The 24,226-nt window shown below is 38.0% G+C and carries 24 protein-coding genes; 14 read left to right on the top strand and 10 right to left on the bottom strand.

What is annotated here, in order from left to right:
• Positions 1–73: 73 nt before the first annotated feature.
• On the top strand, positions 74–1,252 hold the full coding sequence (locus DRF60_RS09505; RefSeq protein WP_111952994.1) for an acyl-CoA dehydrogenase family protein: 1,179 nt from the start codon (positions 74–76) through the stop codon (positions 1,250–1,252).
• A 163-nt stretch (positions 1,253–1,415) separates the two neighbouring features.
• Entirely contained in the window at positions 1,416–3,359 is a 1,944-nt protein-coding gene (locus DRF60_RS09510; protein WP_116011856.1) for a T9SS type A sorting domain-containing protein, read from the top strand.
• A gap of 61 nt (positions 3,360–3,420) precedes the next feature.
• Here the strand turns inward: DRF60_RS09510 and DRF60_RS09515 are convergent, their stop codons facing one another.
• The 6 genes from DRF60_RS09515 to DRF60_RS21830 all read right to left on the bottom strand — a co-directional run bounded on the left by DRF60_RS09515 (position 3,421) and on the right by DRF60_RS21830 (position 9,196).
• On the bottom strand, positions 3,421–6,114 hold the full coding sequence (locus DRF60_RS09515) for a PD-(D/E)XK nuclease family protein (protein ID WP_116011857.1): 2,694 nt from the start codon (positions 6,112–6,114) through the stop codon (positions 3,421–3,423).
• A complete protein-coding gene (locus DRF60_RS09520; protein ID WP_116011858.1) occupies positions 6,111–6,647 on the bottom strand; it encodes a DUF922 domain-containing protein in 537 nt (178 codons plus the stop codon). Before DRF60_RS09520 ends, DRF60_RS09515 begins: the two co-directional genes overlap by 4 nt.
• Positions 6,648–6,653: 6 nt before the next feature.
• Entirely contained in the window at positions 6,654–7,058 is a 405-nt protein-coding gene (locus DRF60_RS09525; protein ID WP_116011859.1) for a hypothetical protein, read from the bottom strand.
• Between the two features lie 62 nt (positions 7,059–7,120).
• Positions 7,121–7,756 carry a 16S rRNA (guanine(527)-N(7))-methyltransferase RsmG gene (rsmG, locus tag DRF60_RS09530; protein WP_116011860.1) on the bottom strand — a complete coding sequence of 212 codons (636 nt, stop codon included), beginning with the start codon at positions 7,754–7,756 and terminating at the stop codon, positions 7,121–7,123.
• A 97-nt stretch (positions 7,757–7,853) separates the two neighbouring features.
• Entirely contained in the window at positions 7,854–8,939 is a 1,086-nt protein-coding gene (locus DRF60_RS09535) for a M20/M25/M40 family metallo-hydrolase (RefSeq protein ID WP_317125823.1), read from the bottom strand.
• The gene (locus DRF60_RS21830) at positions 8,888–9,196 is read right to left on the bottom strand and encodes a hypothetical protein (protein ID WP_317125824.1); all 309 of its coding nucleotides are present in this window, start codon (positions 9,194–9,196) and stop codon (positions 8,888–8,890) included. The genes DRF60_RS09535 and DRF60_RS21830 overlap by 52 nt, the downstream gene beginning before the upstream one ends.
• Positions 9,197–9,420: 224 nt before the next feature.
• On the opposite strand from DRF60_RS21830, the gene DRF60_RS09540 reads away from it, so the two are divergent.
• From DRF60_RS09540 to DRF60_RS09555, 4 genes are all read left to right on the top strand, one after another.
• Complete coding sequence (locus DRF60_RS09540; RefSeq protein ID WP_116011861.1) at positions 9,421–10,617, top strand: pyridoxal phosphate-dependent aminotransferase; 1,197 nt, start codon at positions 9,421–9,423, stop codon at positions 10,615–10,617.
• A 172-nt stretch (positions 10,618–10,789) separates the two neighbouring features.
• Positions 10,790–11,422 carry a peroxiredoxin gene (locus tag DRF60_RS09545; protein ID WP_116011862.1) on the top strand — a complete coding sequence of 211 codons (633 nt, stop codon included), beginning with the start codon at positions 10,790–10,792 and terminating at the stop codon, positions 11,420–11,422.
• Positions 11,423–11,540: 118 nt separating this feature from the next.
• A complete protein-coding gene (locus DRF60_RS09550) occupies positions 11,541–11,849 on the top strand; it encodes a thioredoxin family protein (RefSeq protein WP_116011887.1) in 309 nt (102 codons plus the stop codon).
• The gene (locus tag DRF60_RS09555; protein WP_034727575.1) at positions 11,849–12,097 is read left to right on the top strand and encodes a DUF6952 family protein; all 249 of its coding nucleotides are present in this window, start codon (positions 11,849–11,851) and stop codon (positions 12,095–12,097) included. The genes DRF60_RS09550 and DRF60_RS09555 overlap by 1 nt, the downstream gene beginning before the upstream one ends.
• A 532-nt stretch (positions 12,098–12,629) precedes the next feature.
• Here the strand turns inward: DRF60_RS09555 and DRF60_RS09565 are convergent.
• From DRF60_RS09565 to DRF60_RS09575, 3 genes are read right to left on the bottom strand one after another with little or no spacing between them, the layout of a single operon-like run.
• On the bottom strand, positions 12,630–13,319 hold the full coding sequence (locus DRF60_RS09565) for a Bax inhibitor-1/YccA family protein (RefSeq protein ID WP_116011864.1): 690 nt from the start codon (positions 13,317–13,319) through the stop codon (positions 12,630–12,632).
• A 25-nt stretch (positions 13,320–13,344) separates the two neighbouring features.
• The gene (locus tag DRF60_RS09570; RefSeq protein ID WP_116011865.1) at positions 13,345–13,788 is read right to left on the bottom strand and encodes a peptidylprolyl isomerase; all 444 of its coding nucleotides are present in this window, start codon (positions 13,786–13,788) and stop codon (positions 13,345–13,347) included.
• 43 nt (positions 13,789–13,831) lie between these two features.
• Positions 13,832–14,866 carry an acyl-CoA reductase gene (locus tag DRF60_RS09575; protein ID WP_116011866.1) on the bottom strand — a complete coding sequence of 345 codons (1,035 nt, stop codon included), beginning with the start codon at positions 14,864–14,866 and terminating at the stop codon, positions 13,832–13,834.
• Between the two features lie 59 nt (positions 14,867–14,925).
• Between DRF60_RS09575 and DRF60_RS09580 the strand changes: the two genes are divergently transcribed.
• The 8 genes from DRF60_RS09580 (at position 14,926) to DRF60_RS09615 (ending at position 23,989) form a co-directional block, all read left to right on the top strand.
• On the top strand, positions 14,926–15,276 hold the full coding sequence (locus DRF60_RS09580; protein ID WP_040999034.1) for a 4Fe-4S binding protein: 351 nt from the start codon (positions 14,926–14,928) through the stop codon (positions 15,274–15,276).
• Between the two features lie 123 nt (positions 15,277–15,399).
• Positions 15,400–16,464 (top strand): 3-phosphoserine/phosphohydroxythreonine transaminase, encoded by a 1,065-nt coding sequence (serC, locus tag DRF60_RS09585; RefSeq protein ID WP_116011867.1) that lies wholly within the window; start codon positions 15,400–15,402, stop codon positions 16,462–16,464.
• A 117-nt stretch (positions 16,465–16,581) separates the two neighbouring features.
• Positions 16,582–17,547 carry a D-2-hydroxyacid dehydrogenase gene (locus DRF60_RS09590; protein ID WP_116011868.1) on the top strand — a complete coding sequence of 322 codons (966 nt, stop codon included), beginning with the start codon at positions 16,582–16,584 and terminating at the stop codon, positions 17,545–17,547.
• 3 nt (positions 17,548–17,550) lie between these two features.
• Entirely contained in the window at positions 17,551–18,795 is a 1,245-nt protein-coding gene (locus tag DRF60_RS09595) for a DUF1015 domain-containing protein (protein ID WP_116011869.1), read from the top strand.
• Positions 18,796–18,850: 55 nt separating this feature from the next.
• Positions 18,851–20,254 (top strand): M20/M25/M40 family metallo-hydrolase, encoded by a 1,404-nt coding sequence (locus tag DRF60_RS09600; protein ID WP_116011870.1) that lies wholly within the window; start codon positions 18,851–18,853, stop codon positions 20,252–20,254.
• Between the two features lies 1 nt (position 20,255).
• Positions 20,256–21,614: a M20/M25/M40 family metallo-hydrolase gene (locus DRF60_RS09605; RefSeq protein ID WP_116011871.1), complete on the top strand. Its 1,359-nt coding sequence runs from the start codon at positions 20,256–20,258 to the stop codon at positions 21,612–21,614.
• 3 nt (positions 21,615–21,617) lie between these two features.
• Complete coding sequence (locus DRF60_RS09610) at positions 21,618–22,976, top strand: M20/M25/M40 family metallo-hydrolase (protein WP_116011872.1); 1,359 nt, start codon at positions 21,618–21,620, stop codon at positions 22,974–22,976.
• 749 nt (positions 22,977–23,725) lie between these two features.
• Positions 23,726–23,989, top strand: coding sequence for a hypothetical protein (locus DRF60_RS09615; protein WP_123902662.1), 264 nt, complete (start codon positions 23,726–23,728; stop codon positions 23,987–23,989).
• Here DRF60_RS09615 and DRF60_RS21595 read toward each other — a convergent pair.
• Positions 23,964–24,226: hypothetical protein (locus DRF60_RS21595; RefSeq protein WP_238640142.1), on the bottom strand; the 263-nt coding region annotated here is incomplete at its 5' end. The two genes, DRF60_RS09615 and DRF60_RS21595, sit on opposite strands and share 26 nt — an antisense overlap.

The following is a 24,226-nucleotide window of genomic DNA, read 5'->3' on the forward strand; positions in this document are numbered from 1 at the left end:
AAAGGTAACGAAGATTTACAAAAAAATTTTTCAAACCAACGAAAAGTATTACTTTTAAGCAAATCAAAAAATCATGTCATATTATCCTCTTACAAGCATTCCAGACTACTACGGAATTGATGCTTTACTTACTGAAGAACATAAACTGATCCGTCAATCGGTAAGAGATTGGGTGGAAAGTTTTGTAATGCCGCAGATTGACCAGGCCGCGCAAAATCATACTGATATTCCGGGCTTAATGAAAGAATTGGGAAAAATTGGTGCTTTAGGTCCATATATTCCCGTTGAATACGGTGGTTCAGGGTTAGATCAGATTTCTTACGGTCTGATTATGCAGGAGCTTGAAAGAGGAGATTCTGCGGTACGTTCTGCTGCTTCGGTACAGAGCTCACTGGTGATGTTCCCTATCAATGAATTCGGTTCTGAGGAACAGAAGAAAAAATACCTTCCGCATCTTGCTGCAGGAGAAATGATCGGCTCTTTCGGACTGACTGAACCTAACCACGGTTCTGATCCAAGCTCTATGGAAACTTATTTTAAAGATATGGGCGACCACTACCTTCTGAACGGTGCCAAAATGTGGATCACGAACTCTCCGCTGTGCGATATCGCAGTAGTCTGGGCAAAAAATGAAGAAGGAAAAATACAGGGATTAATCGTTGAAAGAGGAATGGAAGGCTTTACTACGCCTGAAACTCATAATAAATGGAGCTTGAGAGCTTCAAAAACCGGAGAACTGGTATTTAATAATGTAAAAGTTCCTAAAGAAAACCTACTTCCGGGAGCAACCGGATTAAAAGGACCTTTATCTTGTCTGAACTCAGCGAGATACGGAATTTCATGGGGTGTAATCGGTGCAGCAATTGACTGCTACTGTACGGCTGTTCAATATTCTAAAGAAAGAAAACAGTTTGGCAAGCCGATTGGTTCTTTCCAGCTTCAGCAGAAGAAATTAGCTGAATTCTTAACAGAGATCACAAAGGCACAGTTATTATGTCTTCAGTTAGGAAACCTTAAAAATGACCACAAAGCAAGTCCTGCACAGATCTCAATGGCTAAGCGTAACAACGTGAAAATGGCTATTGATATTGCAAGAGAATCCAGACAGATCCTTGGCGGCATGGGAATCATGGGTGAATTCCCAATGATGAGACACGCAGCCAATCTTGAATCTGTGATCACGTATGAAGGTACACACGATGTCCATTTACTGATCACCGGTTTAGATATTACAGGCATTAATGCTTTTTAAATAAAAGCTTAAAATATACTGAAAAGGAGTCCGGCCGAATGGCCGGACTCCTTCTTTTACTCACTTTGCAGGGAACTTATATTCAATGAATAATTATTGATGTATTAACATTATCCATTTTTTATTAAAAACAATTAATTTAATAACATCAAAAAATATTGATATGAGAAAATTATCTACACTTTTATTAAGTTTCACTGCTCCGTTCTTTTTTGCCCAACAGGCAGGAGATGTTGTGAGTTTTGAACAAAAATTAGATTTGACTCCACAGGGAGTTACCAATTTCATCGCCAACAGTCTGGGCGAACAGAATGCTCCGGATTTCGTCAGCTATCTTAACGGGTTCAATGTGGGACTTAAAGGCTATAAAATCACTTATTACACCAAAAATGAAAAGAATGTCTTAGTAAAGGCTACAGGACTTTTGATGTATCCAAACGTTAATTTTAAACTTTCCACGGTGGTCTCTGATCACGGAACGACCGACAGCAGAGATAATGTCCCTTCTAACTTCAAAGGAGCCTTAACCGCAGGGTTCGTAGTTGAATTATCATATGTACTCAACGGCTATATTCTGATGGCACCTGATTACGTAGGAATGGGAAGCGGAGACGGCGTTCACCCATATGTAGACGCTGCTACGGAAGCTGGCGCAACGATAGACTTTGTAAAGGCAGCTAATAAAGTGCTGGGTCAGTTAGGAATAAAAAGATACGATGAATACTTTCTGGCAGGCTATTCACAAGGTGCCCACGCGGCTATGTCCACTTTAAAAAGCCTGAATGCTTCCAATCCTACCAATCTGAAGTTCAAGTATGCTTATATGGGAGACGGACCTTATGATTTTTCAGGAGTTACTCTGAATAAAGGAGTTCTGGAAAAAGATTTTTATCCTTTCACCTCTTTCTTGGCCAATGTATTGCACACCTGCAACAATACAGGCTATAAAACGTATAATAACAGTATTTCCGAGGTCATTTCTCCGGAATATCTGGATAAATACAATTATCATGTCGTTCAGGACAACGGAGGTCTTCTTTGGGGACCGGTGATCTGGAGGAATCTTTTCACTCAGAATTTCGTCAATGATGTTACCAATAATCCCAACAATAACCTCAGACGATGCATGAAACCTAAGGATGTGTATGACTGGTACAACAAAACACCAATGACGTTAGGACATTCTTCAGTAGACCTGGCTATCCCACCGGAAAATACCTCTAAAACCATTAATGCGCAGCGTGGATATTATGCATGGTGGGATCTGAATAAATATAAGCTGGAATCGCTATTTTGGGGACCTTTAGGACATGTAGGGGGAATTGTTCCTTTTACACTGGCATCTAATGCTAAATTCAATACCCTAAGAAGCGGAGGTTTTCTGAATGAATGGGCCATACTGACTTCAAAACAGCAGCCAAACAGCCAAACTGTAACCCATGCGCTCTATTCTTCCCAGTTAAAGCCGGATCTGGGAAATATGCAGCTTGTAGGAGTTACAGATTTCAATCAGGAAAAAGCAGTAAGCAAATCAGGAACAGACGGCAGTTTATCATCATTAACAGACGGTGTCTATCTTTTAAAAGTACAGGAAAATAACAATCAGAAATTAATCCCATTCGTTAAAAGCACACCCGTAGAAGTTCCTGAAAATGAAATTGTACAGTCTGAAAACAACGGTATCTTGAAACTGAAAGTACCAGAGGAAGAATTGATCTCTATCAATATTTTTGATGGCAATAAAAATCTTTTAAGAACAGTTTCCCAGAAAGAATATGCTGAAAACAATGGAATTGATATAAAAGGTCTTAATAATCAGAACACTTTTGAAGTGGTCACTCAATTTTATAATCTTCAGTTCAGAAAAGCACTGGAAAACAGCTCATTATCTGACAAGGCTGAGATATTTACGAAAAACCGCCAGATCATCGCCAGAGGAGGCAATGGCATTAAAAACATCAGCATCTATAATATTTCGGGGGCATTGATTATTCAGCAGGAAGTCAATAAATCAGAATTTGAATCAAAAAGCTTGGAACCAGGCATTTATGTAGTTCAGTTCACCGGAAACGACGGGAAAACGGTGAATAAAAAAGTAAAATTGTAAGACAATAGTATTAGTATATCTTCATTTCAAATGAGATGCACTTCAGCAATGAAGTGCATTTTTAATTGGAATAAGGCTTGATATTCTCAATAAAACTGAGATCAGGGTTCAATATTTCCAGAATAAGGTTCTTTACAGACTGCATGGCATCATCAATATTTCCTTTGTCAAACTGCAGGGAAACCACTCCTTTTTTAGCCTCCGCAAAGCTCCAGATTCCCGTTTCTATAGGAAGTCCCCAAAACTCCGGAAGATTCTGTACCACATAATGATAAATGCAGAGCTGTAGAGCTTGCTTTCTTTCGCTGTTATGAAAATATTCATCTACGTTATTTTCATCTATTTTTACTGTGAGATTTTTGATTTTTGCCGTTTTATAATCAATAATTCTTAAAGTCCCGTTCAGGCGGTCTATTCTGTCAATAAATCCAAAGAAAGAAATTTTGTCGTTGCCGTCAAGATAAAAATCTACATTTTCAAATCTTTTTTCAATGTCCAGAATCTCCAGAGTATTGCCGCTTCTCACCAGTTCAAGATCATGGTTAAGAACATTTTCAATCACTTTTTTAGCAATAGCCCTGTGAATAAAGTTCATCCCTTTTTCATAGAATTCAGGCTGATGTTTCAACTTTTCAATGGCAACATTTATATATTGATCTATTTCTTTAATTGAATCCTGTAAATCCTTTTCTTTTAAAACTTTACATTTAAGTAATTCATATACTTCTTGAAGTGAATAATGAACCAGATTCCCGTAATTTTTAACCGATAATTCTTCTTCTATTTCATCCGTTTCCGAAGTCTTTAATATCTTGGAAAGATAAAAATCTATAGGATTATAAAGATAGCTGGTAAGGTGTGAAGCAGATACTTTTTCTTTCCATTTCTGAAGCCTTTCCACCACGATTTCCGTCTTCAGAATTTCTATCGGTTGCAAAGCAATAGGCTCGGAAGAATTTTCAATAATGAGGTGTTCTATCTTATGGGAGCTCTCCATTTCTATCTGTGTGATAAATCTGCTTTTCTCTCCGGTATTGACTCCGGAGCTGAGTGCATTGTACAGAAGATGGACATTTCGGGAATCCTGGATCAGCCTGTAAAAGTGATAGGCATAAATACTGTCATTTTCTAGGAATGTATGCAAGTCAAAATACCTTCTGATATCGAACGGAATATAGGTATTCTGTGAATTTCCCAAAGGAAGCTTTCCTTCATTCACAGAAAGCATGATTACATTTTCAAAATTCAAAAGACGGGTTTCCAGAAGACCCATAATCTGCAGTCCGCGGAGCGGCTCCCCCTGGAAATCTATACTTTCCGAATTAACGTGCTGGTTGATCAGGATTTCCAGTGTTTCCATTTTGATCTCAAAATCATATGGACTGAGCTGGTTTTTAATAATCCTGAACGCATTTTCAAAGTGAGAAACGTTTTCATACTGGATATCATCTATCTCCAGCCATTTGATCCGTTTACAGAAAGCGATAAGCATATCCAGGTAAATGCCCGTATGATCAGCTTTTTTAAGAAGTCCATAATAGGAAAGTCCGCTCAAAAGTTCATCTAAAAGCTTTTTTGATATGTAAACGATATTCCTCTCCTCTATTTTTGTTCTGAAATTACTGATAATCAACTCATCTTCAGCAGATTTCGGAAGCTCTTCAAGGATTGGGAAAATATCTCTGTAATAATAGGAAGATTTATTTTTCTCCAGCTGTTTCTGAAGATAGAAAAGCTGTTTTACGGCATTGGAAAAAGAAAGATTCTTCAAAGGAAAACCCATGGTAATATTCAGGTTTTCAACGCCATACATCACATCCAGACTTGCCGGGAGAAGATTTTCATCCAACAATACCACAGCAGTGTTGGAATAAGTCTTATTTTCAATTTCCTTAAATATTTCAGGCAGCACTTTAGTCTGCGTCACATTTCCGGAAACCTCATAAACTTTTATATTTTTAGGCTGGTTAAAATCATCTTCTATCCACTGAAAAGCCCTGTTATCATCAAATTCTTTCCATGTTTTGTGGTTCCTGAGGAATTTTCCGGCTTCCTGTCTTTCATCATCAAAATAATAATGATCAGCCTGAAAGAAACATTGTCCTTTATTCCGACGCAGCAAGCTCCTTACTAGCTTCTCTTCCACCGGTGTAAAAGCATTGAAGCCGCAGAATACAAAATGTTCGGAAGTATTTTCAGCAAAATCAGCGATCTTAGCCTTGGCGGTTTCATGGATCATCCCGGAAGTGGCCCAATTCTTTTCCTCTAGTTTTTTCTTTAGAATTGGGAGAAAAACATTCATATTCCGCCAGAAATTAAGGAATTTTTTACGGGGAACATCATCATCTTCCCCCAGATCCTGAGCCCATTCTTTAATCCTTTCCTCATCAAACATATACTGTAAAACGGCTTCATCACTTTCAGAGAACTTCAGGATATCATCCCAGTCCTTCTGAAGAGTCGGAAACCACTTTAAAAAGTCCGCAAAATCATCTTTCGGGATAAGACCAAGACTCCGGTAGACATCAAAGGCAAAAAGCCACAGAGAAATTCCCTGGACAGGCTGTTTGTCAGCAATCCTGTCAATCAGCTCTTCTATGGTAAAGAAATTGGGAAGAAATCCTGAGTAATTGTTTTCTTCCAGGATCTGCCTGATGAATACAATGGGACGTTTTCCGGGCAGAACAATATTGAACTCCGAAAGATCCTGGTTTTGGGCCAGCAGCTCGTGAATGATTTTATTGAGAAATTTCAAGAGGCTTTATAGCTTTTTAAGTGGTCCAGTTCTTCAGCAATAATGGCATTATACTCTGCCTGCTTTTCTTTATTCATCCCATGTTGTGTAATCCTGTCATAGGACATTTGAAAGTTTTTGTAATCGTTTGATATTTTGCTGTAAACTGCGTTAAAATTTTTATCATAATCACCGGAAGTTTTAATCTTCTCTTGTATTTCTTTCCTGAATTTCCTGACGAACAATTCTGCAATGTCAAAATGCTTCTGCTCATGCAGCAGGATATAATCATTTATTCTTTTGACATCTTTCCAGGATCTGTCTTCATTAAAAATAGCAGTGACCTCAATTTTAACCGGGGATTTGGAATTGGTAGATTTCACTACAGAATATTCCCAGCCGCAATGGGTATAAGCAGCCACATCAGCTCTGTTTTTTCTGTTTACTGGGCTTTTAAAATTATCCCAGACTAGCTTTCGATCTTCCTGCCAGATAATTTTCTGCCCAAAAAGAGCATTGGCAAAAAGAAAAAAGCAAAGTGAAATCCATTTCATTATTTATTATTCAACTACAATTGTTTTGGTGATCCAGCTGCTGTTGCCATTCCAGAATTTAAAAGTATACTTCCCTGTCTGGCGCGGGCTGAAATTGATCTGGTTGGCTCTCACATGGGTTCCCTGTGTACAAGGCCCATCTGTGGTATATTTATAAGCAGTAACAGATCTTTCCACGTCGCTGTTATGAATGTAGTCATATCCGTAAAAGCCCTCACACTGGGACGAATAGGTAGAATACGTTTTAATGCTCTGTATTGAATACACATCCATAGTATCCTGCATAATCTTCACACTGTCGATCCTGATTTTTTCTACAGATTGTACAGTCTGGTAATCGTCGTCTTCACAGGAAATAAAAATCAATCCTGAAAACAATACAGAAAACCCAATATTTAAAAGTTTTTTCATAACCTTAAATTTACTGATTATTAACAAAAATTCAGCAAAAATTATTCCTAAATATTTAAAAATTAAGAATTAAAATTGCCTTTTGATACATAAATCACTTTTTTAGTATCAAAAAATTCTTCATCAAAATAGTTTTTAAGATTGAAGATTTCACATTTAATTCCGGCTAATTCTTCTGCAAGGTCGCCGCCTTTTAAATATAAAACTCCGTTGTGTTTGGGATTAAACTGTTCTTTTTCAAACTTTCCTTTCAGCCATCTCAGGAATTCCGGCATCTGGGTTACAGCGCGGCTTACCACAAAATGGAACTTTTCTTTTACCTTTTCTGCTCTTCCGTGAATGGCCGTTAAATTCGTTAGCCCGATTCCTTCTGCCACTGCTTTTACAACAGTAATCTTTTTTCCGATAGAATCAACTAAAGTAAATTCTGCCTCCGGAAACAAAATCGCCAGGGGAATTCCCGGAAAACCTCCTCCCGTTCCAATGTCCAGCACCTTTGTTCCGGGTGCAAATTCCATTATTTTTGCAATTCCTAAGGAGTGGAGAACATGCTTCTCATACAGCGATTCCATATCTTTTCTTGAGATCACATTGATTTTTTCATTCCACTCATTATACAGTTTCTCCAACTGGGAAAACTGCTCGATCTGCTTCTCCGTAAGATCAGGAAAGTATTTTAATAGTAACGGTGCTGCCATATGAATTATTATAATCTACAAAAATAAGTTTTATTTCTGTTGTATTCAAATGAAGTTGTCAGGATCAGACTTTAAATTAAGCTTCAGTAAAGTAATATTATCTCGCAATCCCCGGAATAACAGGCACGCTTAAATTTCCGGACTGATTAACGCTCTGAACAGCAAAAATATAGTTATCCTTTGAAAGTGGTATTTTAGTGGAAAGTTCTTTGGTAAAGATCTTTTTTTGCCACACGGGGCTGTCGGTCTCTCTCACCAGAATATAATACCCCGCCGGTGTTCCGGATTTTGGCTTTTCCCATTGCAATGAGGTGGAGTTGGTAAGCTCTTTAACCATTACTTCTACCCGTTCGGGTTTTGAGGGGGCTTTGGCAAGACTTGCCAGAACAGCAATGTTTGCAGCTACATTTCTTTTCAGATAATTATAATCTATAAATTCGGGAAGGTCTCCATATTGCTTATTATTTTCAACTCTTACATCCTGATGCTGGTGGTCGTAGTTTTCATAATATTCAGTGAGCCTTACGGAAGGAAATCCCTGACTGATAAAACTTGAATGATCACCTCCACGTAAAAACCTGTCGTTCCTGTAGATAAGCTTCACTTCTAGCCCTCTTATATATTGTTCTGCAATTTCTTTGATGTACCGGGCCAGCTGCCGGGATTCACTGTCGTTTTCAAGTCCCAGATTTCTTATACCTATTGCTTTTTTATCGAGTTCTACATAAGGAAGCCCTTCACTAAAAACCCTTAATATACGGTTATTGATTTCCCCTGATTCTCCTGCTTTAGGATTTCCGATCATGTCATTGTTCAGGACTGCTTCTATCTGCAGGTTTTCTTTTTTGGCTTTATCTGCCAGAAGCTTAGATCCAATCAAAGACTGCTCTTCTCCGGAAAAAGTAACGAAAATCACGGATGCTGGGAAAGAAGATCTGCTCAAAATTCGTGCAGCTTCTATAACAGCACTCACTCCGCTCCCATCATCGTTGGCACCCGGCGCAAATAAAGTTCTGTTCATTACATCGGTAACCCGCGAATCCAGGTGTGCAGAAATCAGGAAAATTCTTTTATCGTTGGGATCTGTACCTTTCAAAAAAGCTATAGGATTTCCAAGGTTGGTAACTTTGTCTATTCGTTTTCCATCCGGCTGAATGTCTTCCTGCTGTAGGTAAACATCCATTCTTCTCTTCCTCCGGAATTCTTTGCATAATCTTTAAATTTCCCGAGCACCCAGTTCCTTGCCGCTCCTATTCCCTGATTTCTATCGTCAACAGAACTCAAAGTATGCCTGGTATGAAAGCTTACAAGCTTGCCGATATAGGATTTTAAAGAATCCGAACTTACTTCAGAAACATATTTCTTTATTTCATCATCTTTTGTTTTTGTTTGGGAAAAACTTACAAAAGGAACCAACAATAAAAGGAGAGAATATTTCATACCCACTGAATATTTAGATAGCTAAATATACAAAAACATAATATTGAGTACAGCTTTCCATTTCCATGTTTCTAAAAACTGAATATTTTGGCAGAAAAGTATAAAAGACTATACTTTAATGATTAAAATTTAAAAAACCTGACAAAAATCTTTTTTCCTGTCCTACTTTTATTTCCCGGCAAAACGTTTTTATTATATATTTGTTAAAATTCAAAAAGACCCACATGGATAAACTTTCAGATAGAGTAAAGAGATTAGGTTACTCACAGACTTTCGTAATGTCCAACAAAGCAAGAGAAATGAAGGCCGCCGGCATTGATGTGATCAGTCTGACACTTGGCGAACCGGATTTCGATGTTCCGGACAATATCAAACAGGCCGCTTTTGACGCGATTAACCAAAACTACAGCCATTACTCTCCTGTTCCCGGGTTTCTTGAACTTCGTGAAGCGGTTGCCCATAAATTAAAAAGAGACAACAATCTCGATTATAAGCCAACCCAGATCTGTGTTTCCAATGGAGCTAAACAGGCCATTTTAAATGTATTGGCCTCCGTGGTCAATGATGGTGACGAAGTTCTTCTTCCAGCACCTTATTGGGTAAGCTATGATGAAATGGTAAAAATGATGGGAGGCACTTCAGTAATGCTGCCGACTTCTTATGTTACAGATTTCAAGATCACTGCTGAACAGCTGGAAGAATCCATTACAGATAAAACAAAAGCTATACTTTTCAGTTCTCCGTGTAACCCTTCCGGTGGATATTATACCTATGATGAACTAAAATCAATGGCGAAAGTTATTGCCAAATATCCTCATGTAACGGTTATTTCGGATGAGATCTACGAGTACATCAATTACGAAACAAAAACAACGTCCATCGCTCAATTCCCTGAAGTATATGAGCAGACTGCAGTGATCAACGGAATGTCTAAGGCATTTGCCATGACGGGGTGGAGAATAGGATATTCTGCCTGTCCGGAATGGCTGGCAAAAGCTTGCGAAAAGGTTCAGGGACAAATGACCAGCGGAGCCAATACAGTGGCGCAGAGAGCTTCTATTACTGCTCTAAAAACAGATCCTTCCGAGTACAAATACATGATTGATGCGTTCCAGAAAAGAAGAGATCTGGTGTATGACCTGATGAAAGAGATCCCAGGATTCAAAGTATTACTTCCAAAAGCTGCATTTTACTTCTTCCCGGATATCTCCCACTATATCGGAAAAACACTGAATGGTACGGAAATCAAAGATTCTGATGATTTTGCGATGTTTTTATTGGAAAATGCTCATGTAGGATGTGTAGGCGGTGTTTCCTTCGGAAGCCCGGAATGTATCAGATTTTCATATGCAGCTTCTGAAGAGGATCTTAGAGAAGCGATGAAACGAATTAAAGATGCTTTGGCTCCATTTAACTCATAAATTAGACTGAATGAAAATTAGTATAAAGTAAACAAAAAGCTCTGATTTCAGGGCTTTTTTCCTATAAATCATTTGAAAACAATTATAGATTTTATTTATCGATATTGATTTGTTTGATAGATGAAATATTTATATATTTGCACAAGAAAATTTAATATAAAAACAGAAAATTATGTCTTTAGTAGGAAAAAAATTCCCAAATGTAACAATCGATGCTATGTCTGAAATGGGTGATGATCTTAGAATCAACATCCTTGAAGAAGCTACTTCTAACCAGCAAAAAGTAATTTTATTCTGGTATCCAAAAGATTTCACTTTCGTATGTCCTACAGAACTTCACGCTTTCCAGGATGCTTTAGATGAATTCGCAAAAAGAAACACTAAAGTAATTGGTGCTTCATGTGATACTAACGAGGTACACTTTGCGTGGCTGAACACTCCAAAAGATAACGGAGGTATTGAAGGAGTAACTTACCCGCTTTTAGCTGATACTCACAGACAACTGGCAAACATCCTAGGAATTGTAGATCAGGATTTCGAATACAATGAAGATGGAGAGGAAACTTTCACAGGTTCTAATGTAACGTACAGAGCAACATACCTAATCGACGAAACTGGAAAAATTTTCCATGAGTCTGTAAACGATATGCCTCTTGGTAGAAACGTGAAAGAATATTTAAGACTTATCGACGCTTACACACACGTTCAAAAACATGGTGAAGTATGTCCTGCCAACTGGGAAGAAGGAAAAGATGCAATGAAAGCAGACAGAACTTCTACAGCAGAATACTTAGCTAAGAACTAAATTTAATATAACAATGTAGCAATCTAACAGTATAACAATTTTAAGATTCGTTTTTTTAATTGTTAGATTGGTAAATTATTAGATTGCTACATTGTTTATTTTTTCTAAAAATAAACTTATGTACACAGAATTAACAGAAGATACGTTACAGAATATCGTGAACGACAATGAAAAAGTAGTGGTTCAGTACGGAGCCACATGGTGCGGAAACTGCAGAATCATGAAGCCTAAATTTAAAAAATTAGCATCAGAAAACGAAGAAATTCCTTTTTTATATGTAGATGCCGAAAAGCTTCCTGAAAGCAGAAAATTAGCAACGGTTGACAACCTTCCTACTTTCGCAGTTTTTAAAAACGGTGAATTGATAAACCAGGTACAGAGCAACCAGGCTGAAAGTTTAATTAATCTTTTTAAAGAAATACAATAATGAAGTTACCCGTAATCCGACAGTTTTATCAGAACCAGACCCCTGAAAATCTTGAAAAAACATTAGAGGTTTTAGAAAGTTTCTGCGAATTCAGAGGAACCAGTGAAGAAGATCTGAATGTAGCAGGAGAACTGATTACGAATATCTGCGGTGCTTTGGAAGTACATGCCAGTGTTCAGAACGGAATGAGCGAAAAAGACGCTTTAAATTCTTTTGCACAAAAGGTCTTAGGATCTATTGACAAGTAGTTTTTTTCTTATTCAATCATTGAAAGATTTAATAAGAAAAAGACTATAAAACACAGTACTACTGAGCCTTTCCTCGATACTATATTTTCTCCATTCTTTAATTTCAAATTAAACATCTGCTTCAAAGCTTCTGTAATATGCCATTGCTGATGCTGTTGCTGCTGTTTATATAAATCAAAGAATCCATTAAAAATCCCGGTGAATCTCATCAGGATTTTTTGGGTTTTGTCTTTGAAGATTAAAAGATTGAAGTATGTAAAGATTTAATCGGGCAGATGAGATATTCATCATTTAAAACACTAATGACACTAATTTCGGCACTAATGACACAAATGTTTCAATCTGTAAATTGTGATGTTTGTGAAATCATTTGTGGTATTTGTGATTACAAATTGAAAAATTCAAACATTCAAAGATTTAAAAATCACAACAAAAAATCCTGATGAATGGATCACCAGGATTATTATTTTTTATAAGAGATTAAATCTGAATTTATAATTTTTCATTCATCATTTTTCACTCTTCATTTAAATTAGCTTCTTCTGCTCATTAAGATTCTCAGAATATACCAGAACAAAAGCATAATGGAGGCAAAAAGCTGCAATGAAGCTCCTACATACTGTCCGGTAGAATAAATATCTTTAAGCTTACTTGTTTCATACAGAATACTTGCAGAAGCCAAAAGCACCATTCCTACTGAGAACCAAAGTCCCAGGTTGAACCCAAAAATTGCTCCGGCCACAATCAGTCCTATCGAAAGAAAGCCTCCGATAACAATAATATTTCTTAAAAATGAAAAATCTTTTTTAGAAGTAAATGCCACTGCCGAAAGTCCGGCAAACATGGCTATCGTAAGCATAGCAGCCTGGAAAATGATATTTCCTCCCCCTTGCATTCCTGCTGCAATATAAATCATAGGCATGAAGATAATGGCTTCTAGAATAATATAGAATCCTAATCCGAAATACTGTGTTGTTCTGCTCTGCGAAAGCGACCATTTAGAAGCCAGCATGGAAGCCAGCCAGAAAACACCGATAATCAACAGCCATGTGTATTTTTGTCCGAACATCATAGCAATGATCTCCACAGGAACCGTTTTCAGTAAAATAGTTTCAACCCCGATAAATGCCAGGATTGCCAAAGCGACATGCAGGTAAGTTTTTCTGTAAAAAGCTGCTTTTTCCACATCGGAGGAATGAGCAACTAAAACATCTGTCATCATAGTTAGTCTTTTTTATTATTTTAAATTATTTGTCTTTTTTTGCCGGCATTACCCCAATGATCTTTCCATCCTCTTCAAACACAGCCATAATTACCTCTTTTGAAGAAGAGTCTCCTGCATACTTATAATTGATGTTGGGCAGACTGGAGCCATCCATTAATCTGTGATACCCTGTTTTTAAAATTTCCAGCTTTTTATTGATATCAAAACCGTCTTTTACTTTTTTCAGAATGTCATCCGTAACAATTTCTTTTACCTTATCGGAAAGAAGTGCATCAACGTCTGAACGGTCCGGAGATCTAAGTGCTTCGACAAACTTAAGAAAGTTGTCATTATACAGATTAATCTTCTCTTTGCTCAACTGAGCAGGAATCTCTTTCTGAACCTTTTCAACCTTCACATCCGTTACTTTTTGAGCAAACATCAGCTGTGCGGCAAGAACTGTAAGTCCTAAAAATATTTTTTTCATAATTTTTTATTATTGGTGAAATAAGCGAGTTAAGATACGAAAATCAGACCACTTCCAAAAACTTCATCGTATCTACATTATCCGCATAGGTATCCAGAGCAGGATGCTGCGCCTCACCGAAAGGAATGGAATCTAATCCAAGCTCATCTTTTGCCACAATACACTGGATGTTTTCTTCATTTTCGGCAATAAAACTTTTAACCTCCTCCAAAGATGAATACCTGCTGAAATGAATCACGGAAAGCGGACTGAAAAGCTTATCATCCTCTTTCAGCATAACAAAATTATTATCCCAGAATTTATCCCGGTTCAGGAGATAAACCGCTCTGTTATAATCATAGTTATTCGCATATTTATGATGATTAATGATATCCTGGAAGTCTATAAAACTTTCAAATAACCTGTCGATAACAAAGTCTTCAGGGATAAAAATTCTGGTCACATTTCTGCATCCAAGTCCGAAATACCTGAAAATATCTTCGGCCAGAAGCTGGAGTTCTTCAGGAGTCTCATCACCTTTAAGAACCGCTGCAGAAGTTCTGTTTTTTCTGATGATGCTTAAATGGTCCTTGAAATAATATTCAAGATACCTTGCGGTGTTATTACTTCCTGTCGCAATTACGGCATCAAAATTTTCCAGTCTTTCAACACATTCAAACTGAACGGCTCCATGTGACATTTCATTCCATTTTTTCAGCAGGAACGGAACCATCTGCTTATCTTTTGAAGACAGTTTGATCAAAGGAATATGTCCGCTCAAAACAACAGATATTACATCATGCAGTCCGACCAATGGTATATTTCCGGCCAGGATCAATCCTACTCTTTTTGAAGTTTTGGAAACAGAATAGTTTCTGAGCCAATTGTTTATATTTCCCTGAGTAAGCAAATGAGTCCACTCTGTAAGAGCAAATTTCTGATTCTCAAGGGTAAACCAGGGATTCTCTATTTCGGATCTTTTCAGCAATAACTCAAACTCTGCATCATGATCATTATAATCCACAGGATTCTTTGCTAAAAACTCTTTTATATACGTACTTAACTTAATAAGTCCTAAAACTTTATTTTCGATATTCATAATTACTTTTAAATTGGGGAATATTTTGTAATTTTGTGCAAATTTAAAAAAAATTAGCGATGGCTATTAAAATAACTGATGAATGCATTAATTGCGGAGCCTGCGAACCGGAATGCCCGAATAATGCAATATATGAAGGGGCCGTAGATTGGAAAGCTTCTGAAGGTACTGCTCTTACAGGTACCGTGACCATGCCGTCAGGACTTACTGTAGATGCAGATTCGCCGCAGGAACCGGTAAGTGATGATGTATATTTCATTGTAACAGATAAATGTACGGAATGTAAAGGATTCCATGAAGAACCTCAATGTGCAGCTGTCTGCCCGGTAGACTGCTGTGTTCCAGATGAAGACCATGTAGAATCTGAAGAAACCCTGCTTAATAAAAAAGCGTTCTTACACGGTGAATAATAAAAGCTCCGTCTCAGCATAATGAGGCGGTTTTTTTAACCAAAAAATTGAAGAAATCTAGTAAAATATCAATAATAAACCGCAAGTCCATAAAATTCTTGCACAACCAAAAAAAGTAAAAATATGAGCAAAAAGCACAACTTCAGCGCAGGACCATGCATCTTACCTCAGGAGGTATTTGAAAAATCAGCAGAAGCTATTTTAGATTTTAACGGAATCGGACTGTCTCTCCTTGAAATTTCTCACAGAAGCAAGGATTTTGTTGCTGTAATGGACGAAGCACGTGCCATTGTGAAAAGACTGATGAACCTTGGCGATGATTATGAAGTGCTTTATTTAGGTGGTGGTGCAAGCCTGCAGTTTGCTATGGTACCCTACAATCTTCTGAAGACAGGCGGTAAAGCAGCTTACCTGGATACAGGAACATGGGCAGCAGGAGCTGTGAAAGAAGCCAAAAAGTTAGGAACTGTGGATGTAGTAGGTTCTTCCAAAGAAAAAAACTATTCTTTCATTCCTAAAGATTATACGGTAGGCTCAGAATACGATTATTTCCACTGCACCTCGAACAATACGATCTACGGAACGCAGATGAAATCTTTCCCTGAAGCAGATACTTTGATGGTTTGTGATATGAGTTCCGATATTTTCTCAAGACAGCTTGATTTTTCAAAATTTGATCTTATCTATGCCGGAGCTCAGAAAAATATGGGACCTGCAGGAGTTACCCTGGTGGTGATAAAAAAAGAAATTCTTGGAAAAACAGGAAGAGAGAACATGCTTTCTATTCTGGATTATTCTCAGCATATTGCAAAAGAATCCATGTACAATACACCTCCGGTTTTCCCCGTGTACGCTTCCCTTCTTACTTTACAGTATCTTGAAAAGAATGGCGGAATTGCTGCAGCAGAAGCCAGAAATGAAGCTAAAGCAAAACTTTTATATGATGAGATCGACAGCAATCCTCTGTTTGAAACATTCTGTGTAAAAGAAGACCGCTCTTTAATGAATGTTTCCTTCAACATCACGGACGAAAGCAAAAAAGAGGCATTCGACGCTGCGTGGAAAGCTGCAGGAATCAGCGGTCTGAACGGACACAGAAGCCTTGGCGGTTACAGAGCAAGCTTATACAACGCTTTACCTATTGAAAGTGTGCAGGTTCTCGTGGATGTTATGAAGTCAATAAAATAACTTATATTAGACGTCCAAAAAAATAAAAAAAGATTTAAAGATTTCAGATACTTGATTTCAGACTTTAAAGTCTAGTATGTAACATCTTATATCTAACATCTATTAAGATAATAATACATGAAAGTTTTAGCAAACGACGGAATCTCGAAAACAGGAGAACTGGCCCTTACGGAAGCAGGATTTGAAGTCCTGCCGAACAGAGTGGCTCAGAATCACGTGATCAATTTCATTAATGAAAATAACGTGGATATTCTTTTGGTAAGAAGCGCGACGAAAGTTAGACAGGACCTTATTGATGCCTGCCCAAGTCTGAAAATCATTGGACGCGGCGGTATCGGAATGGATAATATTGATGTGGATTATGCCAAAAGCAAAGGGATCAAAGTGATCAACACGCCTACAGCATCTTCAAAATCAGTAGCTGAGCTAGTTTTCGGACATTTTTTTGCACTGGCAAGGTTCCTTCACGAATCGAACCGGCTGATGCCTTTGGAGGGGGAAACCCACTTTGATGCCATGAAAAAATCATTCAGCAAAGCGTATGAACTTTCAGGAAAAACACTTGGAGTAATCGGCTTTGGAAGTATCGGACAGGAAGTTGTAAAAATGGGGATAGCGTTAGGAATGAAAATTAAGGTGCTGACGAAAAATCCGAAAACAAGAGTTCTTACGCTGGACTTTTTCGACGGACAGAACCTGAATTTTGAGATTACTTCCACCAATGACATGGATGCTTTCCTTAAAGATACAGACTTCATCAGCATCAATACTCCAAAAACGAATGAGTATATTATAGACACGCCTCAGTTTGAAAAAATGAAAGACGGAGTCTACATAGTAAATACTGCAAGAGGTGGCGTAATCAATGAGGTAGCCCTTATAGATTTCATCGAATCTGAAAAAGTAGCGGGTGCCGCACTGGACGTGTTCGAAAACGAACCCACTCCGGAGCTCCCTTTACTGATGAATCCTGCATTGTCTCTTTCTCCTCACGTAGGCGGAAACACCATAGATGCACAGGAGAAGATCGGTGCAGAACTTGCAGAACAAATTATTAAGCTACAAAAAGAAACCATAAGATAAAATATGCCTGTTTTTAAACCTTTCCGTGGAATAAGACCTCATAAAGACTTTGAGAGCACTTTCCCTACCCATCCGCTGGACAATTTTACCCAAGAGGAGATTGCAGAGAAAGCTCAAATTGAAAATACTTACATCAACATGATTAAGCCCTATGTTGTAAGTAAATCCAAAGATATTGACCGGAATTTAAGAAAGATCCGTTCAACTTTTGAAGAACTTCTGGAAGAAAAAAAACTGGTCCAGGACAGTTCATCATATTATCTTTATGAGCAAATCTACCCCAATAAACAAATTTTCAGAGGCTTGCTGGGATTAGCGAGCATTGAAGATTTCTGGAACGGAAAGATCAAAAGACACGAAAGTACCATTCCACAGAAAAAAGAAAAGCTGGCTCATTATCTGGACAAAGTAAGTCTTCAGGCTGAACCGGTGCTTCTTACCTACCCTTCCAATTCAAAGATCGAGCTTCTGATGAATCATGAAGAGAAGAATGTTCCTATTTTTAACCATGTGGATTCTATCGGGATCAGACATAAAATCTGGAGAATAGACAACCGTCTGAAACTTCAGCAATTCAAAGAGGTAATCGATCAAATTGACTCGTTTTACATTGCAGATGGTCACCACAGGATCGGATCTACTGCTCTGAATGCTAAATATCACAAGGAGAAAAATAAAAGACACAACGGTACGGAAGCCTATAATTTTGTCTATAGTTTTATCGTCTCCAACCAGTCGATCAAAATTCATGATTACAACAGAATCCTGTCTGATCTTAACGGGCTTTCCAGTGAAGAGTTTTTAAAAGAGCTTGACCAGTATTTCCTGATCCACGAAAAAGGAGAAACGTCTTATTTTCCTTCGCAGAAATTCCATATCTCGATGTATCTGGATGGTAAATTCTACTCGCTTCACGTGAAGCATGACCTCCGTTCAACGGAAATGTCCCTTGATAACCTTGACCACCATCTTTTAGATAAATATATTTTCAAGAATATCCTTAAAATAGAAAATTCTGACAGTTCTGAGAAGATTTCCTATGCTAAAGGAACTTCCAATATCCAGGGAATCAATTTTTTAAAGGAGAAAATAGATAATGGTGAAGGAAAAGTAGGGTTCGGAATCTATCCGGTAAGTTTCAACGATATGATTAAAATTTCTGACCTTAAGCTCAGTATGCCTCCAAAATGTACATTTATTGAACCGAAATTGGTTACAGCACTGTTAATGTACGATATGAAAACTTAATAAATTCCTAATTTTTCCCTACTTTTATCGTTGGAAAAAGAAAGGTAAATAAAAAATGAAAAAAATCTTCATTATACTTCCACTCTTTTTGAGTGGATTTTTATTTTCTCAAAAAAAGCCACAGAAAAAACCGGTGAAAAAGACAACCGTGGCCAAGTTCAACTATCATGACGAGTTCAGGAAAATCTCAGACGAGGTAATGACCAATGGTACCGCTTACGAAAATCTTGGGGAACTTACCAAAGGGATCGGTCCCCGTTTCAGTGCTACTCCCGGTTATATGAAAGCGGTGGAATGGACAGAAAAAAAACTTAAATCTATCGGTATTGAAATGATCTGGAGGATGGAAGCTAAAGCTCCGGTCTGGATAAGAGGAAAAGAATCTTTGCAAATAAAAACAACCAATGGAGATTGGAAAAATATCAGAATGCTGTCTTTCGGGAATTCTGAGGGAACAGGAGGAAAAGACCTTACAGGCGAAATTGTTTTAATCAATTCCACTTCTGAGCTTAATGCCATGTCTGTCGGACAATTGAAAGATAAGATCGTGTTTGTAAATCTTCCGATGGATCCCAAGATCATTAATACAAATGATTCTTATTTAATTACCGCAAAATCTAAATTAATTTCCGCTTCCGTAATTGCTAAAACAGGAGCAAAAGCTTTAATTATAAGGTCTTTAACAACTGCTATGGATGATACACCGCACGCAAAGATGGTGTATTACGAATCTGATGACAAAGTAAGAATTCCTGCCGTGTCCATTGGAGTAAAATCCGCTGATGAATTAGAAAAATTATTAAAAAATCAGAAAGTTGCCGCCAAACTGAATATGACGGCGCAATCAAAAGGCGATACTACCAATCCGAATATTATTGCTGAAATTCAGGGTAAAAAAGATTCTAAAGTGATTGTTTTAGGAGCTCAATTAGACTCATGGGATTTCGGTGAAGGGGCTATTGATGACGGAACCGGTGTTGCACAATGCATTGAAGTTTTAAGAACATTCAAAGCTCTTGGGATCGAAAATAATCATACAATAAGAGTTGTTTTTTATGCGAACAGCGAAAACGGAGGGCAAGGACGTGAAATGTATGCAGCCTATGTGAAAAAGAAACAAGAAAAGCATGTTTTTGCTTTAGGAACAGATGCAGGAGGATATTCGCCAAGAGGATTTTCCTTAGACATGCCACCACAAAGACGAAGACAGATCTTCGAATGGAAAAATTATTTCCTTCCTTATGGCGTTTATGATTTTGACCAAACTGAAGCCATCCAGGATATTTCTCCACTGAAAAAGTTAGACATTCCTTTAGCCGAATTGGTTGTAGATACACAAAGATATTTTGATTACCACCACTCTGAACAGGATACTTTCGATAAGGTGAATAAAAGAGAGCTACTGTTAGGGGCTACAGCAATGACGCAACTTATTTTTATCATCGATAAAAACTGGTAAAATGAAAAAAACCGTCACTCTTTCACTTTTAATGGTAAGCATGGCTGTTTTCGGGCAGTCTAAAGAGGATTCAATACAGTTTAGTAAAATTTCTACAGAAATACTGAATAATGGGAAAGCTTACAATGAACTGAAAGACCTTACCAAAAACATTGGAAACCGTTTAAGCGGTACCGAAGCGTATGAAAAATCTGTAAAATGGGCAGAACAGAAGCTTCGTGATGCCGGCGCCGATAAAGTTTGGCTTCAGGAAGTAATGGTTCCTGTCTGGGTCAGGGGTAAAGAATCCCTGCAGATTAAAACAACAGACGGGCAGTGGAAGAAGCTGAAGATGCTTTCTATCGGAAACTCTGAAGGAACGGGCGGAAAGGATGTTTCCGGCGAGATCATTATGGTAAGATCATTAGAGGAATACAACAGGCTTCCCGCAGATCAAGTAAAGGATAAGATTGTATTCTTTAACTACCCTTTTAATCAGTCACATGTGCAAACCTTCATTTCATACCGGGAAGCCGGAGCATACAGAAGGTCCGCAGCCAATTTAACAGCTCAGAAAGGAGGAAAATTTGCTATTATAAGATCTTTATCTTCTGCTTTTGATGATGTTCCTCATACAGGTAATATGCGGTATGACGACAACGTCTCCAAAGTACCTGCAGTGACTATCGGAAATACAACCGCAGATGAACTGGAAGCATTGTTAAAAAACAAAAAGATTATTGCCAAGCTCAATTCCAACTGCGGAATGAAAGGTGAGAAACTCTCCCATTCTGTGATTGGTGAGATTACCGGAAAAAAAGACCAGAGCGTCATCGTAGTCGGCGGACATCTGGATTCATGGGATGTAGGTGAAGGTGCGCATGATGACGGTGCCGGAATTGTACAAAGCATTGAAGTTCTGAGAACATTTAAAAAACTTGGAATTAAAAATAACCATACCATCAGGGCTGTTTGTTTTGCCAATGAAGAAAACGGAACCAAAGGCGGAAAGCAATATGGAAAAACAGCAAAAGAAAGCAATGAAAAACATCTTTTTGCGATAGAAACGGATGCGGGAGGCTTCTCACCAAGAGGCATTTCCCTGGAAATGGATGATAAAAACAGAAACCAGATCAAAAGCTGGGTAAATCTGTTCCTGCCATACGGAGTATACAATTTTGAAGGCAAATATTCCGGATCGGATATCGCTCCACTGCATGAGATGGGTGTCCCTACCGCAGAACTGGTTCCAGATCCACAGCGTTATTTCGACATTCACCATACAGAAGAAGATACTTTTGAAAAAGTAAACCGCAGAGAATTACTTCTCGGTGCTGCGGTAATGACACAGCTTATTTATATGATCGATAAAAACTGGTAAACTATGAAAAAGATAATCGGAACTTCATTATTATTCTTAGGAATGACTGCTTTTGGTCAGTCTAAAGAAGATTCTATACAATTCAGTAAAATTTCCGCTGAAATACTGAACAACGGAAAAAGCTATACGGAATTAAGGGATTTAACCCAAAATATAGGTCACCGTCTCAGTGGTTCGGAAGCTTATGAAAAATCTGTAAAATGGGCGGAACAGAAGCTCCGTGATGCAGGAGCAGATAAGGTATGGCTTCAGGAAGTAATGGTTCCGGTCTGGACCAGGGGAAAGGAATCCCTGCAGATCAAAACAGCAGACGGAAAATGGAAAAACCTGAAAATGCTATCTCTTGGAAATTCTGAAGGAACCGGCGGAAAAGACGTAACAGGTGAGATCATCATCGTAAAATCGATGGAGGCATATGACAAGCTTTCTGCAGATCAAGTAAAAGATAAGATCGTATTCTTTAACTACCCTTTCAGCCAGTCTTTTGTAGAAACATTTAAAGGCTATGGTGATGCCGCAAAATACAGGGTAACTGCAGCATCATTGACGGCTAAAAAAGGCGGGAAATTTGCGATCGTCAGATCTCTTTCTTCAGCTTTTGACGATATTCCGCATACAGGGGCAATGCGCTATGAAGATAAAGTTTCAAAAATTCCAGCCATAGCTATCGGAACAACAACAGCGGACGAACTTGAAGCTCTGTTAAAAACACAGAAGATTACCGCAAAACTGAATTCCAACTGTGGTATGAAAGGCGAAAAGCTCTCTCACTCTGTTATTGGTGAAATCACCGGCAAGAAAGATCAAAATGTGATTGTAGTCGGTGGACATCTGGATTCATGGGATGTGGGTGAAGGTGCTCATGACGACGGAGCAGGAATTGTACAAAGTATTGAAGTGTTGAGGACATTTAAGAAATTAGGAATTAAAAATAACCATACGATCAGGGTGGTCTGCTTCGCTAATGAAGAAAACGGGCTAAAAGGCGGTACTCAATATGGAAAAACTGTTAAGGAAAAGAATGAAAAACATCTTTTTGCCATAGAATCCGATGCAGGCGGTTTTGCACCAAGAGGAATCGCTCTGGAAATGGATGATGAGAAGAGAAACCAGATCAAAAGCTGGACTAGTTTATTCATTCCATACGGAGTTTATAATTTTGAAGGAAAATATTCAGGAGCAGATATCTCGCCACTCCATGACATGGGAGTCCCTACAGCGGAGCTTGTGCCGGATTCTCAAAGGTATTTTGACATCCATCACACGGAAGAGGATACATTTGATAAGGTGAACAGAAGAGAGCTCCTGTTTGGTGCTACAGCTATGACACAGATCATTTATATGGTTGATAAGAACTGGTAATATCGTCAACAAGTTGGTTCTGATGAAAATATTCTTCTTTCCTGGAATCAACTTGCTGATTTTCGATATACATCTTCTGCAGATTACTCAGATTACAGATTCTCACACGTACATCTTTTGTTTTTTTTAAACTTAATTGAACTTTTCTGCTCTAAGCTTCATTCAAAAATGACAAAGCTTCTAAAAAACTTTTATGACTTTTGTGGTTAAAAAATAATCCCTTGGTTAACTCTTCCATCTTTCAAATTTCTTTCCTCTCTGCTAATCATATACAAACTTAAACCTACTTAGCTATAAAAACAAGTAGAAAAACTCACTTTGGCATGAAATTCGCAAGCTAAATCATTGAAAAAAAATTATTTAAAGCACAGACGATGAGAAAAGGTTTCTGTGGAAACTTCAGTTTCCATTGAGCCAGATAAAGGCGTTTCATATTTTAATATGTCCCTTTTCTTTAGATACCGTATGCATCGGAAAAGATAATCCTCTTATCAATTCCATTTACGATGATGATTGTGTACGGTGTCATAAAGCTCATGAATCCCATTCGGGATTCACTACTGTTTTTTAATTAAAACTTTTGGGCAGCTTAAAGCATACCCTGATGTAAAATAACCAAACGGCCATAAGATCATAACCTTAGCCAAGTTAACTATGATCCGTGTGTCATTTAATTTATATCGGAAATTGATTCCGGACCGTTCTATTGGAGAACGGAAAACAGATGTATAACCCTTAAAAAGTGATTAATGATGAGAGACTTTTTTGAAATGATTTTTAAGAGAAATGAAGATGCCGCAAAAATGAATATCTGGAGCCTGATGCTCCTGTTGAGTTTTGCTGTTTTTTCCGTGCTGGTGTATTTTATATATGCCTCAAAACCAGATTTTAACAGCTTAATTGTATACCTTACCGCGTTTGCGGCATACCTCGGCTTTGGAATTGTATTTATCAGCTCCCTTGCCGGGAAAATGAATTCTTCCAACGCTAGGAAGAAATCAAGACACGCATAACTTTAATTTCTACTTTACTAGAAAGCCGTTCAATGTATTGAACGGCTTTTTTGATTAACTGCAGCCCTGTGACCACTCCAAGTATTTCTAATCGCGCGCGGATTTTTCCAGATGAGTATTCTGAATAATTTTTGACCCAATAAACTACCCCGGGGCAGAGCCCCGAAGTATTAGAAATCAAAAAGTGTAAGTTGAGCCTCATGCACTTTTTGATATTCTTTTTCTTTTCCTTGATTT

It is taken from the genome of Chryseobacterium elymi, assembly GCF_003385495.1.
Taxonomy (GTDB): Bacteria; Bacteroidota; Bacteroidia; order Flavobacteriales; family Weeksellaceae; genus Chryseobacterium; species Chryseobacterium elymi.